Origin of the sequence: Flaviflexus equikiangi, assembly GCF_014069875.1 — a bacterium.
GTDB lineage: Bacteria > Actinomycetota > Actinomycetes > Actinomycetales > Actinomycetaceae > Flaviflexus > Flaviflexus equikiangi.
The window spans coordinates 554,788-568,690 of record NZ_CP059676.1 but is presented as its reverse complement, the minus strand read 5'-3'; the positions used below and the strand labels follow the sequence as shown (position 1 = coordinate 568,690).

Genomic DNA, 13,903 nt, shown 5'->3' with positions numbered 1-13,903 from the left:
GATATTTAACGCTCTCCCGCGGCCCGCCTGCGCTGGCGCGACGCCCGCCTGCGATCGTTGTCGGACATGCCGCCCCAGATGCCGTGGCGGATATCGTTGGCGAGAGCATACTCAAGACACTCTCCCCGAACGTCGCAGTTCTGACACACACTCGTCGCAGGAGCCGTGGAGCCTCCCTTTTCGGGAAAGAAGATGTCAGGATCGGTTTCGGCGCACAGTGCACGATCCAACCAGCCGAGTTCACCATCGTCGTAGCCGAGGCCCCACAGGCTATGGAACAGTGTCGAGGTGCTCGTGGGGAGGGACGTCACAGTCGCCCCCCGGTTATCAAGACGCCCGGCGGACGCCTCGTTGCCGGTCAGATTCCACATCCGATCGAACCCCCTTCTCTTTCGGTCACTGGTTAAATTACAACCATGTAAGACGGGGCGAGTCAAGGTGAAAAGGACAAATTATCGCCTCCGGGAAGAAAAAAGCGAGGAAGACACACCACAAACCGCAGAAGTGCGTTAGATCCACCTCACAATCCTGGTTGGCGTGTTGCGTGTCGGCGTGTCAGCATGGAGTGGTGTCTGCACCGCGTTCTCACGATATTCGACTATTCCTCCTCGACCTCGTGGCCCAGCTCGGGCCCGATCTCCTCCTGGCCAGCCGTCATGGCGGGGCCACAACGACCAAGTCGAGCTTTCACGATGTCGTGACAGTTCACGACCAGGCGACGGAAAAGGCTATCCGGGACGCTGTCTTCGCCGCCTACCCGGAATCGATCGTTCTGGGAGAGGAGACGGGCTGGTCGACTGCTGAGGGCCGCCCGGCAGGCACGGATGGTCATGAGCTGCAGTGGATCGTGGACCCCATCGATGGCACATCGAACTTTGCGGCAGGCTGGGACCATTGGTGCATCTCGATCGCCTCCGTCTACCGCGGCGAGCTCTACGCCTCCGCCATCCATCAGCCGCTGACCGGCAGAACCTGGTCGGCCGATGAGGATGGCTCCTACCTCGATGAGCCCGGCTGTGAGACGCGCACGCTGCGCGTCGATAGCGCGGCCGAGCCCCGCCATGGCCTGTGCACGAGCGAGTATCCGTCCGTGCGGGCCTCCCAGGGGTGGGATGATCCGCTGGGCGGGTGGCGCGTCGCCGCATCGCAGTTCCGGTCCATGCGCCGCACCGGGTCGACCGCTCTCGATCTGTGCTTCGTCGCCGACGGGCGGGCCCTCGCATCATTCTCGACAGGAACGCATTCGTGGGACGTCGCTGCCGGGATACACATTCTTGAGCGCGCCGGCGCGCTCTATGAGGCCTATGGGGATGATGGTGAGGCACACCCGCTGTGGGACGGTCCGACGTATATCGCGGCAGCATCAGCCCCCTGCCGTGACGTATGCCGGGAAGCGTTGGGCCTGTGAACCCGCTCGACACATATCGCGCGCTCATCGAACGCGGCTCGGACCCTGCTCTCACACTGTACGGGGCTCCTGCGGGGGCACCGCGACTGGAACTGTCCGGCAAGGTTGTCGCCAATCATGCGGCCAAGGCCGCGAACTTCCTCGCGGACGATCTCATGCTCGAACCGGGCTCCCGCCTCACCCTTGACCTTCCCGTCCATTGGCGGCTGCTGACGTGGGCGCTGGGCGGGCTGCTCGCCGGTGCACATCTCGCCCCCGATGGTGACACTGTCGTGACGTCGCGTCCCGCCCCGGCCGCCGCCGATGTCGTTGCCGTGTCTCTCGGCGCGCTCGACATGTCGTGGCCGGGAGACCTTCCCGCCGGAGTGATCGATGGGAATGCTGAACTGCTCGGACAGGCGGATGCTCTGCTCGATGCGTCGCTCGCCGAGGCCTCCAATGCGTCGGCTTTCGCTCGTCCTGACCTTGCCGCCGGGCCCCGGCTCCTCGTCGTCGACCCTGACCAGACGGATCTGATCGGCCTGTTCCTCCACGCCGCGGTGTCCGGTACGACCCTGGTCCTCAGCGACCGGGCGAATGCTGAGCAGGCGAGGCGGCTCGAGGGCCTGTAGCCGTCAGCTGGATGATCGGACTGGGGCTGAGAGGTGCACGAGCAGACGATCCGGGCGATAATGGCGGAAAGACGTCCTCTTACGGAAGGTTAGCCATGCGTGGCATTATTCTGGCTGGCGGCTCCGGCACCAGGCTCCACCCCATCACCCTGGGTGTATCGAAGCAGCTGGTCCCGGTCTATGACAAGCCGATGATCTATTACCCCATGTCCACTCTGATGCTGGCCGGCATCAACGACATCCTCATCATCACCACACCCCACGATGCTGAATCTTTCCACCGCCTCCTCGGGGACGGCTCCCAGCTCGGCGTCAACCTGTCCTATCAGGTGCAGGAGGTGCCCAACGGCCTCGCGCAGGCCTTCGTCCTCGGCGCGGACTTCATCGGCGGCGAGTCTGCGGCCCTCGTCCTCGGCGATAATATCTTCTACGGCCAGGGCATGGGGACGAAGCTCCGCAGGCACGTCGATCCTGACGGCGGCGCCGTCTTCGCCTATCACGTCAATGACCCGGAACGATACGGGGTGGTCGAGTTCGATGAGAACTTCAAGGCGCTCTCGATCGAGGAGAAGCCCGCAAGGCCGAAGTCCAATTATGCCGTTCCCGGCCTGTACTTCTACGACAACGACGTCGTCGAGATCGCGAAGAATCTCGAACCTTCGGCGCGCGGAGAATACGAGATCACCGATGTCAACGCCCACTACCTGCGCGAAGGCAGGCTGTCGGTCGAGGTTCTCCCGCGGGGAACCGCATGGCTCGATACTGGCACTTTCGATTCGCTGGCGGATGCGACGAGTTTCGTCCGCACCGTCGAAGCCCGGCAGGGCCTGAAGATCGGCGCGCCCGAAGAGGTCGCCTGGCGGATGGGATTCCTCACCGATGAGGAACTCATTGAACGGGCCGAGCCGCTCGTCAAGTCGGGGTATGGCGCCTACCTGCTCTCCCTGATCGGACGCACGAAGTAGAGACCTCTCCCGGGTACGAACGGTACCCGGGAGAGCACTGCTGGTCGTCCTAGTAGTCGGCGAGGATTGCGGGAGCCGCCTCGTTCCACCGCTCGAGCCAGTTCCCGATCGGTTCGATGCCAGCCGCGACCAGCTGGTTGTGGCTGAGGACAGAGAACGAGGGGCGGGGGGCCGGCCTCTGGAATGCTGCCGCTGTCGTCTCCGTGACGATCGCGGGATCTTTGCCCATCGATGTCATGATGGCCTGCGTGAACGCATGCCAGTTCGTTCGGCCGGAGGACGTCCCGTGATAGATGCCGGATGGCACTGTGGCCTCGACGAGACGGAGAATGAGGTCGGCAAGGTCCGCAGTCCAGGTGGGCTGGCCAACCTCATCCGTCACGACCGAGAGTTTCTCCATCTTCTCGGAGAGTCTCGCCATCGTCTTGGGGAAACACGCACCGTTCGCCCCGTACAGCCATGCGGTCCGAACGATGATGTAATCATCCGTGCTGGATTGGACTGCCCATTCACCGGCGGCTTTCGTCCGCCCGTAGGCGCCCGCCGGGGCCACGGCACCGTTCTCGAGGTAAGGCGTGGAGCTCGACCCGTTGAAGACATAATCGGTCGAGATGTGGACGAGCCGGGCCCCGATCTTCTTGCATCTGCGCGCCAGGTACTGCGGGCCGACAGCGTTGACGAGGAAAGCATCCGCCTCCCGCTCCTCCGCAGCATCGACCGCGGTGAACGCGGCAACGTTGACGACCACGTCGGCACTGTCGATCGCATGATCGACAGAGGCTTCATTCGTGATATCGACCTCGTCCTTGTCCATGGCGAGCACATCATGACCGGCTTCGACGAGCCTCGACACGAGATCTGTTCCCAGCATGCCCTTGGCGCCAACGACCATCCACCTCATCGGCAGTCCTTCCCTTTGTTGAATATGGGTCCAGACTAGCGTGCCCGGCTGAGAGAACAGGCCAGGTGCTAGTGTGGAACCGAACAATGAAACCGGCTTCTGGAGGCTCCGTTGGACATCACACCACTCTCAATTAGCGGCGCATGGCACGTACAATCCCGCCAGTTCGCTGACAATCGGGGGACGTTCCTCGAGGCGTTCCACCAGCCCACCTTCAAAGAGGCAACGGGCCGGAGCCTGAGTGTGGCGCAGGTCAACACCTCGGTATCGGCGGCGGGCACGATCCGCGGCATCCATTTCGCCGACGTGCCACCATCGCAGGCGAAGTACGTGTTCTGCACGAAGGGCGCGATCCTCGATGTCGTCATCGATATCCGGACCGGCTCCCCCACGTTCGGCCAATACGACACGGTCCTCCTCGATGATGTTGAGCGGAACGCTATCTTCATCTCCGAGGGTCTCGGCCACGCCTTCATCTCGCTCGAGGACGGCTCTGTCGCGACCTACCTGTGCTCGACCCCGTACTCTCCCACCCGCGAGCACGGCATCAATCCGCTGTGCAAGACGATCGGGATCGAGTGGCCGACAACGGACCGCGGCGGAAACCCGATCACACCCATTCTCTCCGACAAGGACAGGGATGCTCCCGGGCTGCTCGCAGCTCAGGAGCAGGGACTCCTACCCACCCTCGCACTCGCGGAAGGCTTCGTCGCAGGACAGAAGTAGCCTGCTGACGGGCCCCCGAGCACGTGGGGCCCCAGTGCGTCAGCGATTTCCGGTATCAGTGCCGGCGGGCGTCACGCCTTCTTGGATCCTCGACGCGTTCGTGGCCGACGTTACGAGAGTCGATGATGCCGAACCATGTCGCGGTCGCGAAAGCCGCGAGAAAGACTGCGACAAGGACGATCAGGATCACCGTGAGGACACCGTGGGAGAGGCCTGACACGAGCGCGAATCGCGGGAAATCAACCCATGGATATCCGGGATAGCTCGAGTTGAGGAAGAAGATATATCCGTAGGCTCCGACGGCGAGATTCCACGAGGCAAAAAGAACGAGCGCGTTGCCGCGGAAACGCTGCAGCCCGATGACGAGGGCGCCGAGGATGGCGATAAACGGGAAAAGGTAGCGTCCCTGGACGCCCGCGACGATTCCGAATCCGACGTACGTGCTCCACGACTCGGCGAGAAGCAGGAGAAGAACTCCGATCATCGGCGAGATGATGGCGAGGAACGTGCGCCGGTTGCGACCAAGCGAGAATGTCGCCCACACGAGCGCGACCACGAGAAGGCCTGTCAACAGCCACGTCAACGCGCCGGTGAAGTCAGCTTCCAGCCAGCCGAACGCGGAGAAGAACGACGTTGCAAGGGATTTCGCGGCGAGACCGATGAAGTGCGAGAAGTCCGCACTCGCGCGATCCCAGCCTTCGGGAACCTCCCTCACGAACCCCGACGGCTGGATCACACCGTAGCGGAGGATGTTGAGCACCCACCACCAGCCGATTGCCAGGGCCGCCACGCCCGATGAGAGGATCGCCAGGATACGGGTCTTCCAGGGCTCCTCCGTCTTGACGGCGAAGACAAGGATCAGGGCGAGACCGAAAGCGAGGAGCAGGCCCTTGCTCCAGAGCGCGAAACCGAGGGTGCCTCCGACAAGGGCAACGGTCTTCCGCGAGATCGGTTCGGTGCCTGCCTTCACGAGAGCCATGACGACGAGCGCGCCCGCGCCGATGGCGAGCGTATCGTTCGTGACACCGGCTGTGATGGCGAAGTATTGGGGGATCCCGAAAGGGAGGAATCCTGCCGCGAGCGCCCACGGCCTACGTGCACCGAGCCTGCGTGCGGAGTAGATGAGTGCGGGGACAAGGGGGACGGTCAGCAGGATCCCGTAGAGGCGCAAGCCGAGCAGCATCCGATCCCACGGCTGTTCGTCAAGGTTGAAGACTGTGGCGATGGCGGCGCCGCCAGCGTAGTAGACGGGAGGATGCTGGCTCATCTGATCGACTTCGGCGGCCTCGACAGCGGGACGCTGGACTGTGCGGATGCTGGAGCGTTCGTCGTGCGGCACGACCGCCATATTACGGAAGCTCGTGGGGAAAGGCGGTTCGGTCCGCGGAGGGATCCTGTTGTTGGCCAGTTTGGTGAGTGCAATGCCGGAGAAGGTCTCCGCTTTCGACACGATGGTGCCCGATTCGCGCCCGAGGGCGATGATGCCGGGATCGATCGTGGCATCTCCCGGTGCCGGCCATCCCCCACCATCGGCGAGCCGCAGGATCGAGTTGACGTGATGCGGTTCATCGGGCCCCCGGAAGCCCGGCATCGATACCGCCCAGACGGCCTGGCACGCGATGACGAGGAGCGTGATCAATGCGGACGCTCTGACGAAGAACCGAGTCGTCATCGTAGCCCTTCCCGTGCGCACTACTGGCCGTACCGTCCCATGCGGCCCGCCAAACCATCGACGAAGCCGCGCAGCAGATAGCGTGAGCGCGTCACCCTGTCGCTGTTGACCGCCAGGTTGAAGAGAGCGAAGCGGACGATCCAGTAAACGTATCGCAGACGCCACCTCCACGGCAGCAGATCTGTTCTCGTGAGGGCGATCGTGTTCCGGACAAGATAATAGTTGCGGATCGGACTGTGGATATGAACGGCCTGTTCACGCCCCGGTACCTTGACGACGGAGTCTCCCAGGCTGTGGACCAAAATCGTGGAGGGTATCGCAAGGAGCCGATAGCCTGCCTTTCGCGCTCTCATCCCCCACTCCAGATCGACGTGGTCGATGAAGAGACTGTCCGCCATTCCTCCCACATTCTCGAGGGCGTCGCGGCTGATCAGACAGCCGGAGGCGAGGAGGAACGACACCTCGATCTCTGTCGCGCCCTGCCGGATCGGGGCTCGCTTCGGGCCGTACCGATGGTCGGTGTAGACGAGAACGTCATCGCCCTCGACCGGGACGGGACCCACGGCGGCCACGCCACGGACGAGATGATCGCTGAGCTCCTCGACCATGCCATCGGGGATGGTCGAATCCTGGTCGGACAGGAGCACGGCGTCCGCTCCTGCCGCGAGCGCGATATCGATACCAATATTGTGGGCGGTTGCGATGCCCATGTTGTCCCCGAGGGTGACGAGGTCGATGCTGAGGCCGGCGCACGTCTCGGCAAGTGCCTCATCCCCTCCCGGGGTGTTGTCGACGACGGTCACAGCATCGCACTGATCGCGCAATGCCTCGAGCAGTGGCGCTACGGGGCCGGGTCGGTAGGTGACGGCGACAGCGTGGACTATCATGGCTCGTTCCTGCCATCGCCCGCGCCTGCATCCTCCTCCACCAGGGTGGCCTGATATTCGGAGGGCATGGCGGCGCCCCGAGACCATCTCACGACCAACGAGACGAGGGTGATCGTGGCGAGAAGATAGGCCGCCAGCATGACGATGATGGCGGAGACAGGGACTCCGACGACGTCGGCGTAGCGGGCGAAGTCGATGACGGCAGGCCCCGGGTAGCAGCTGCGCAGGAGCCACACGAAGCCGAACATGCCGGTGGCGATGGCGAAGAGTCCGAACGCTCGGTAGCCGCGCGGGCCCCACCTGCGCAGGCCGAGAACGATTCCGCCGAAGGCTGCGAGGCACGGGTACAGGTAGCGGCCCTGGACGCCCGCGACGACCGAGGTGGACAGGTAGTTGAACCAGCCCTGTGCGTAGAGCAGCACGATGAGGCCGACGAAGGGCGACAGGAGGATGAGATAGGTGGTGCGTGCTCGGCCGGCTTGGATGACGCTCCACACGATCGCGGCGGCGAAGAGGATGAGCAGGCCCCATGTGACGGCCGACGGGAAGTCCGCTTCCAGCCATCCGAACGAGGAGAAGAACGATGTCGTGAACGTCCGGAAGGCCGTCGAGAAGTAGTGCGTGAACGACGCGTTCGCAGGATCCCACGATTCCGGTACCGGCCTGCTGTATCCCGCCGGCTGCACCACCCCGTAGCGCACGAGGTTGAGCACCCACCAGAAGCCGATCGTGAGCGCGATCGTGCCCGAGGCGAGAGCCGCCGTCAGGCGTCTCTTCCACGTGTCATGCCGTGCGAAGAGGAAGACGAGAACGAGAGGGAGGCCGAAGGCGAGGAGGAGGCCCTTGCTCCAGAGGGCCAGGCCCAGGGCTCCGCCGACGAGGAGAACGGTCTTCCAGGTGATGCGCTCGGTTCCCGCTTTCGCCAGGGCCGCGACAACGAGGGCACCCGTGCCGATGGCAAGAGTGTCGTTCGTGACGACGGCCGTGATGCCGAAGACTTGCGGGATGGCGAGCGGCACGAGGCCCGCCAGGAGTGACCAGTGCCTGCTGGCCCCCAGCCGCCGAGCGGTGTAGATCGTCGCCGGCACCAGGGGGATCGTGAGGGCGATGCCATAGAGGCGCAGGGCCTGGATGAGACGATCCCAGGGTGCGTCCTGCAAGTCGAAAGCCTGGACGATCGCCGCTCCCCCCGCGTAGTACAGCGGCGGGTGCTGGGTCATCTGGTCGACCTCGTGGGCTGCCGGGTCCGCCTTCGACACGGGGTAGAGAGGGGACCGGGAATCGTGCGGCGTGATCACCATGTCGGCGAAATACGGGTTGATGGGCCGGGAATGGAGGAGCCTCGTCCGATATGTCGAGGTGAAATGCGTGGCGCCCGGAGTGATGATGCCGGACTCGTGCCCTGCCTGGACGATGACAGGGTCCACCATCGCGTCGCCAGGCTCGGGCCACCCGTCACCGCTGACGATCCGCATGATCGAGTTCACGTGATGGGGTTCGTCGGGCCCGCGGAACGCTGGCATCGACATCGCCCACACCGACTGGAGGACGATGATGAGGAATGTCAGCCCGGCGCTTGCCCGGATGAAGGACTTCCGGCTCATAGCGCGCCCTTCGCATCTCGGCGGATAGAGAACGACGCCCCGAGCCCCAGCAGGAGATCGGCGACGGTGAAGAGGATTCGGCTGAGGAGGACGACGACGACCACGTCCCCTGCGGGGACGAGCCCCGCAAGCGAGGCGGCGAGAACGACCTCGCGGACGCCGACACCGGCGGGGATGAAGAAGACGAGGAAACCGACCACCCACGCGAGAGCATATCCGCCCGCCGTCAAGAGATAGGTCTCGACTGTCGCTTCGTTGCCCAGGCCTGTCAGGATGAGCCACACCTGGCCACCGGCGAGAATCCAGCTGCCTGTCGACCAGAAGGCGGCGGTCGCAATCGCGCGCCCGGAGAAGGGCTTCTCGATGCCGTCGCGCTTCAGGAATGTCAGGCCCCGGTGCACGACCGTGTTGAGCACGGGCGGATAGAGCACGACCAGGAGTGCGGGGATGACGAGCAGAACCCACCAGTATTTCTCGATGAGATTGGCCGGGCCGAAGAGAAGCGCGATCGACGCTACCGCAAGGCCCGTGAGAACCGAGACGAGCATCGACATGAGGAGGACGGTCACCGACCTGCGGCGCGAAATATTGAAATCCGTTCCCATCTCCGCGGCGGCAACGAAGTTCCACACCCCACCGGGGAGATATTTGGCGACCTGGGAGACGAAGAAGATGCGGCGGGCAGACGCTCCTGGGACAGGATCCCCAGCATCGTTGAGAATGACCCGCCATGCCAGCATCGTCAACCACACGAAGACGATGGAGACGGTGAGGGAGAGAGCGACCTGCCACCAGCTCAGCCGGCTCATCGCGTCGGAGACTTCGGCCCAGTTGCCGACTACTGCCCACACGGCGGCGGCAACAGCGGCAAGCATGAAGAAGGTGCGGAATCCCGGTGAGCGGAGGACGGAGACGATGTTCACGACAGACGCTCCACGAGCGGTGCCACGACGGCTTGGTGGGTGAAGGCATGGTCCGCGAGTTCTGCCGCCCGTGCCCTCATGGCCTGTCTCCGCTCAGGATCGCCGATAAGGTCGCGGATCGCATCGGCCAATGCCTCGGCGTCCCCAGCCGGGACGTAGGTCGCCGCGTCTCCGAGGACTTCGCGCTGGGGCACCGTATCGGAGGTGATGATGGCACACCCGGCTGCCATCGACTGGTACACCTTGTTCGGGACGACCCGCTGTGCCTTCTCTGTCGTGCCGACGATGCCGAGCCCGATGCTGTGGTGGGCGACAACGGCGGGAAGGTCAGCTGGGTCCACCCAATCAACCCACGTGACCTCGGCATCGCCCGCAAGTCGCCGCACCTCGTCATAGTCCTGGCCCGTGCCGACCATCGTCACCGGAGGAAGATCGCCGCGATCGGCGAGAATGCGCAGGGCTCTGGCAATCGTCGGGGAGCCCTGGAGGGGCGTGTAGAGACCGTAGAAGACGACGCCGTTCACCGGGTTCGTCTCCCGAGCATCGAACCACTCATCAGGGGCCCCCACCGGGACAACAACACCCTTATGACGCAACGAAGCCGGGGCTAGCGCGGCGTGTGCAGGCGTGTCGTAGACGACGATGGTTGCGGCCGACAGCGCCAGCCTGTCGAGGCCCGTGAGGACGCGCCGCAGCAGACCGCCTTTCGCACCCCGGTCTGCCGCCGTGTCGGAGGCGTAGATGAGATGGTCGAGGATGATCGTGGCGCGCGGAAAGAGAAGCCGTGCGAGGAGCACGTCGAAATGTCCGAGATAGCCGACGACAATCGCATCGGGCTTCGACGTCCCCCGGTAGGAGAAGCTCCCCGAGACGAGACGGGACCAGTTCGCGGCAAGGCTGCCGAAGAAGGACAGCGCCGCCGAGGGGGACGAGAGTGCCGCCACCCGATTCTCGGTGCTGACCCGCAGCGGCTCGTTGAGCTCGGACACTGTATGGCCGGCGTCGCGCAGGCCCTCCACGAGGATTCCAACGCGCGGATGGACTGCCGTGTTGTATGTTCCAAATGCCAATATTCTCATCGGCCCTCCTTCCACGCCCACATGGCCGCTATGCCGTCATCAAGATCTGTTTCTGGGGTCCAGCCGAGGATGTCTCTGGCCCGGTCGATCCGCAGCCAGGTGGACTGATTGTCATACGGTCTGCCCTTCTCGTAGCGCGGGTCGATCCTGCGTCCCGTCACCCGGCAGACGATCTGGAGCAGCTCGTCCAGGGAGGTGGGAGAGCCGGACCCGATATTGATCGTCTGCCCCGCAGCATCGTCCCGCTCGAACGCCGCGATAATGGCTCGCACGCAGTCGTCGATATAGACATAGTCGCGTGCAACCGCGGGGTCGCCGTACAGGATGGGAGGTTCGCCGTCGACGATCGCCTGAAGCCAATGCCCCAAGACACCCTGCCCGCCCTTGGCGAGTTGCCCTGGACCGTACACGTTGGAGGGGCGCAGAATCGTGGCCGATGGCCAGAGGTCTCGAGCCACCCCCTCCATCGCCGCCTTGAGCTTGCCGTAGTCGCTGACCGGCTTCAGTTCGTCCTCCTCCCCGTGGGGTGCGGGACCGTTTCCGTACACTGTGCCGCCAGAGGACATGAAGAGGAAACGCTTGATGCCGCTGTCCTGGAGGAGCAGAAGCGAGGAACGGAACACGTCGCATTCATCGAGGGCCTGGCCCACGGTCGCTGGCGTGCTCGAGGAAGCCGCCCAGAGGAGACCATCGAGATTCTTGGCCATCCTCAGACCCTGCTCGCTCGTGACAGGGTTCTCGATCGTGAACGGGACAGGCTCATGCCCGGCGGCGATCAGCGCGGCCGTCAGCTGCGATCCGATGAAGCCGTGGGCCCCGATGACGCCGATTCTCATGATTGCCCCACGAGACTCTCGAGCAGGCGTGCATACCGCCGCCCGACCGCGTCGACCCCGTGTTCGCCTGCACGCCCCCTGGCCGCCTCGGACAGTCGTGTGCGCAGTTCGCGATCGTTCGCGAGCCGCACGATCGCGTCCGCCAGCGCATCGTCATCGCCCGGTTCGACGAGAAGTCCCGTCTGTTCGTGGATGATCGCGGAGTCGATGCCGGGCAGGTTCGAGGCGATCACGGGAAGGCCTGACGCGAGTGCCTCGAGCAGGACGACGGGCAGTCCGTCCTGGTCTCCCGACGCCGCCCGTACGGAGGGGAGCACGATCATGTCCGCCTTCGCGTACTGGGCGCGCAGCTCCGCCTTCGGCTTGGCTCCGACGAAGTCGATCGGAAGCCCGTCCCCCAGCTTCCGCAGGTCCTTCTCGAGCGGGCCGTCCCCGATCACGGTGAGATGCCAGTCGATCTCGACACGCGCGAGCGCGGAGATGAGATGTCGGAGCCCCTTCTTCTCGACGAGCCTGCCGACGAAGAGGAGCTCGAACGTGGTCGTGTCCCGCACGGTGTGGGGAACGATGCCGGTGAGGTCGGCCCCCATGGGTTCGACGCTCACTCTCGATGGGTCGACCCCGAGCCCCTCGACCTGCCCCTTCATCTCATCGTTCATCACTGTCGTGTGGTCTGCTCGCGTGACGACAGCGCGGACGATGCTCCGTGCGGGGGTATCCACGAGTGCGTACAGGTCTCCCCCGAGAGTGGTGATGAGGACAGGGATCCTGCGGTTGGCGATGAGGGCGGACAGTCCCTGCGGGATGATCCAGAAGACATGGAGGACATCCGGTTTGAAGGACCGGATCGCGCGCGCGATATGGAAGGTCTCGGAGAGGAAGAAGGGCACGATCTGGAGGGCCCGGACCTTCTTGCCTCGAATGTTCTCGAGGATTGCACCATCGGCCAGGTCCTCCCACTTCCGCGGGAAGAACCTGAAGCGCTCCACCTCGACACCCCGGTAGGATGTGCGGAGCGGGGCCCCGGGCACTGCCGGCACGAGAACTCTCACATCCATGGTCTTGGCAAGCTCGACAGCGAGATCGCCGACGAACTCGGGCGTGCCATCCCCCGACGCTGCGGGGAACGTCGAGGCGAGGAGGAGGACTCGGCGGCGTGGCGTCACGTCAGCCCTTGTGTCTGCTCGCGTTCCGTCATCTCATTCGGGCTCTGCGTGTCGGCCGTCATCGGGTCCGTCCCATATTGGATCTCCTTGATCCTCTCGAGCTGGTCCTCGATGAGGACCCTGTTGGTCCGGAGCAGGTCCGCGATGACGAGGAGCGCGAGGCACAGCAGTCCGCCCACGAGCATGGCCGAGCCGAGGATGAGCGACTGGATGTGCCCTGCGCCTTCGCCCTGGACCCAGAAGATGAAGAATCTCAGGAACGGGATGAGGCCCGCGAGGAGCATGATCGCGCCCAGCCAGCCGAGGATGACATAGGGCTTGAACATGAGGAAGGAGCGTGTGATGGCGAGACCGGACTTGAACATGTGCTGCCAGATGTTCTTGAACAGGCGGGATTCGCGAGTCTTCGCATTCGTGGTGACGGGCACGGACTCGATACGCAGCCGCTTGTTTCCCGCCTGGATGATTGTCTCCATGCAGTACGAGAACTGCGTGACAATATTGAGCCGGTACAAGGCCGCCTTCGAGTAGGCACGGAAGCCCGATGCGGCGTCTGGGAGCTTCGTTTCCGCAGCAAGGTTAACGACTTTCGATCCCACGTTCTGCATCAACTTTTTGAATGGCGAAAAGTGGGCGATCTTCGATGTCTGACGGTCGGCGATGACGATATCGGCTCGGCCTGCCACGATCGGGGCCACGAGGTCTCCGATGCGGTCCTGCGGATACTGGTTGTCGCCGTCCGTGTTGACGACGATATCTGCACCGTGCGCGAGGGCATAGTCCACGCCGTCCCGGAACGACCTGGCCAGACCCATGTTCCGTGCGTGCCGGACGAAGTGGGTCACGCCATGTTCTTTGGCGACCTCGATCGTGCGGTCTGTCGAACCATCATCCACGATAAGGATCTCGATCGAGTCGACACCTGGAATGGCGGTGGGGATGGACTCGAGCACGAGTGGCAGAGTCTTCTCCTCGTTCAGGCACGGAACCTGCACAAATACCTTCATAAGCTCTTCCTCATCTCGGGCCGTTTCACTATCGGGATTCTAGGTACCGATCTGACGATTGTGCACCCTGCTCACCGATGTGTAAGCGATCGAACATCACCGGCGGCACACCACTGAC

General features: G+C 64.0%; 14 protein-coding genes. 4 read left to right on the top strand and 10 right to left on the bottom strand.

Features of this window, described 5'->3' with window-relative positions; genetic code table 11:
* Nucleotides 1-5 precede the first annotated feature (5 nt).
* Nucleotides 6-371 carry a WhiB family transcriptional regulator gene (locus tag H2O75_RS02675; RefSeq protein WP_182173302.1) on the bottom strand — a complete coding sequence of 122 codons (366 nt, stop codon included), beginning with the start codon at nucleotides 369-371 and terminating at the stop codon, nucleotides 6-8.
* Nucleotides 372-568: 197 nt separating this feature from the next.
* Between H2O75_RS02675 and H2O75_RS02670 the strand changes: the two genes are divergently transcribed.
* The 3 genes from H2O75_RS02670 (at nucleotide 569) to rfbA (ending at nucleotide 2,984) form a co-directional block, all read left to right on the top strand.
* Complete coding sequence (locus H2O75_RS02670) at nucleotides 569-1,408, top strand: inositol monophosphatase family protein (RefSeq protein ID WP_182173299.1); 840 nt, start codon at nucleotides 569-571, stop codon at nucleotides 1,406-1,408.
* Entirely contained in the window at nucleotides 1,405-2,019 is a 615-nt protein-coding gene (locus H2O75_RS02665; RefSeq protein WP_182173296.1) for a TIGR03089 family protein, read from the top strand. The genes H2O75_RS02670 and H2O75_RS02665 overlap by 4 nt, the downstream gene beginning before the upstream one ends.
* A gap of 95 nt (nucleotides 2,020-2,114) precedes the next feature.
* A complete protein-coding gene (gene rfbA, locus H2O75_RS02660) occupies nucleotides 2,115-2,984 on the top strand; it encodes a glucose-1-phosphate thymidylyltransferase RfbA (RefSeq protein ID WP_182173293.1) in 870 nt (289 codons plus the stop codon).
* Between the two features lie 49 nt (nucleotides 2,985-3,033).
* Here the strand turns inward: rfbA and rfbD are convergent, their stop codons facing one another.
* On the bottom strand, nucleotides 3,034-3,885 hold the full coding sequence (gene rfbD / locus H2O75_RS02655) for a dTDP-4-dehydrorhamnose reductase (RefSeq protein WP_182173289.1): 852 nt from the start codon (nucleotides 3,883-3,885) through the stop codon (nucleotides 3,034-3,036).
* Between the two features lie 111 nt (nucleotides 3,886-3,996).
* Between rfbD and H2O75_RS02650 the strand changes: the two genes are divergently transcribed.
* Entirely contained in the window at nucleotides 3,997-4,611 is a 615-nt protein-coding gene (locus H2O75_RS02650) for a dTDP-4-dehydrorhamnose 3,5-epimerase family protein (RefSeq protein ID WP_182173286.1), read from the top strand.
* 55 nt (nucleotides 4,612-4,666) lie between these two features.
* On the opposite strand, the gene H2O75_RS02645 is transcribed toward H2O75_RS02650, so the two are convergent.
* The 8 genes from H2O75_RS02645 to H2O75_RS02610 are packed head-to-tail and all read right to left on the bottom strand — an operon-like array spanning nucleotide 4,667 to nucleotide 13,785.
* Nucleotides 4,667-6,283 (bottom strand): DUF2142 domain-containing protein, encoded by a 1,617-nt coding sequence (locus H2O75_RS02645; RefSeq protein WP_182173283.1) that lies wholly within the window; start codon nucleotides 6,281-6,283, stop codon nucleotides 4,667-4,669.
* Between the two features lie 20 nt (nucleotides 6,284-6,303).
* Nucleotides 6,304-7,170, bottom strand: coding sequence for a glycosyltransferase family 2 protein (locus tag H2O75_RS02640; RefSeq protein ID WP_182173280.1), 867 nt, complete (start codon nucleotides 7,168-7,170; stop codon nucleotides 6,304-6,306).
* Nucleotides 7,167-8,774 carry a DUF2142 domain-containing protein gene (locus tag H2O75_RS02635; RefSeq protein ID WP_182173277.1) on the bottom strand — a complete coding sequence of 536 codons (1,608 nt, stop codon included), beginning with the start codon at nucleotides 8,772-8,774 and terminating at the stop codon, nucleotides 7,167-7,169. The genes H2O75_RS02640 and H2O75_RS02635 overlap by 4 nt, the downstream gene beginning before the upstream one ends.
* Nucleotides 8,771-9,697: a lysylphosphatidylglycerol synthase transmembrane domain-containing protein gene (locus H2O75_RS02630; RefSeq protein ID WP_259365289.1), complete on the bottom strand. Its 927-nt coding sequence runs from the start codon at nucleotides 9,695-9,697 to the stop codon at nucleotides 8,771-8,773. Before H2O75_RS02630 ends, H2O75_RS02635 begins: the two co-directional genes overlap by 4 nt.
* Nucleotides 9,694-10,776 carry a glycosyltransferase gene (locus H2O75_RS02625; protein ID WP_182173274.1) on the bottom strand — a complete coding sequence of 361 codons (1,083 nt, stop codon included), beginning with the start codon at nucleotides 10,774-10,776 and terminating at the stop codon, nucleotides 9,694-9,696. Before H2O75_RS02625 ends, H2O75_RS02630 begins: the two co-directional genes overlap by 4 nt.
* A complete protein-coding gene (locus H2O75_RS02620) occupies nucleotides 10,773-11,612 on the bottom strand; it encodes an NAD-dependent epimerase/dehydratase family protein (RefSeq protein WP_182173271.1) in 840 nt (279 codons plus the stop codon). Before H2O75_RS02620 ends, H2O75_RS02625 begins: the two co-directional genes overlap by 4 nt.
* Nucleotides 11,609-12,778 carry a glycosyltransferase family 4 protein gene (locus H2O75_RS02615; protein ID WP_182173268.1) on the bottom strand — a complete coding sequence of 390 codons (1,170 nt, stop codon included), beginning with the start codon at nucleotides 12,776-12,778 and terminating at the stop codon, nucleotides 11,609-11,611. The genes H2O75_RS02620 and H2O75_RS02615 overlap by 4 nt, the downstream gene beginning before the upstream one ends.
* Nucleotides 12,775-13,785, bottom strand: a complete 1,011-nt coding sequence (locus H2O75_RS02610) for a glycosyltransferase family 2 protein (protein WP_182173265.1) — start codon at nucleotides 13,783-13,785, stop codon at nucleotides 12,775-12,777. The genes H2O75_RS02615 and H2O75_RS02610 overlap by 4 nt, the downstream gene beginning before the upstream one ends.
* Nucleotides 13,786-13,903: the final 118 nt, after the last annotated feature.

Coding starts and splice junctions, on each gene's coding strand:
- H2O75_RS02675 (WP_182173302.1), bottom strand. CDS start 371: ATGTGGAATCTGACCGGCAACGAGGCGTCCGCCGGGCGTCTTGATAAC.
- rfbA (WP_182173293.1), top strand. CDS start 2,115: ATGCGTGGCATTATTCTGGCTGGCGGCTCCGGCACCAGGCTCCACCCC.
- rfbD (WP_182173289.1), bottom strand. CDS start 3,885: ATGAGGTGGATGGTCGTTGGCGCCAAGGGCATGCTGGGAACAGATCTC.
- H2O75_RS02645 (WP_182173283.1), bottom strand. CDS start 6,283: ATGACGACTCGGTTCTTCGTCAGAGCGTCCGCATTGATCACGCTCCTC.
- H2O75_RS02640 (WP_182173280.1), bottom strand. CDS start 7,170: ATGATAGTCCACGCTGTCGCCGTCACCTACCGACCCGGCCCCGTAGCG.
- H2O75_RS02635 (WP_182173277.1), bottom strand. CDS start 8,774: ATGAGCCGGAAGTCCTTCATCCGGGCAAGCGCCGGGCTGACATTCCTC.
- H2O75_RS02625 (WP_182173274.1), bottom strand. CDS start 10,776: ATGAGAATATTGGCATTTGGAACATACAACACGGCAGTCCATCCGCGC.
- H2O75_RS02620 (WP_182173271.1), bottom strand. CDS start 11,612: ATGAGAATCGGCGTCATCGGGGCCCACGGCTTCATCGGATCGCAGCTG.
- H2O75_RS02610 (WP_182173265.1), bottom strand. CDS start 13,785: ATGAAGGTATTTGTGCAGGTTCCGTGCCTGAACGAGGAGAAGACTCTG.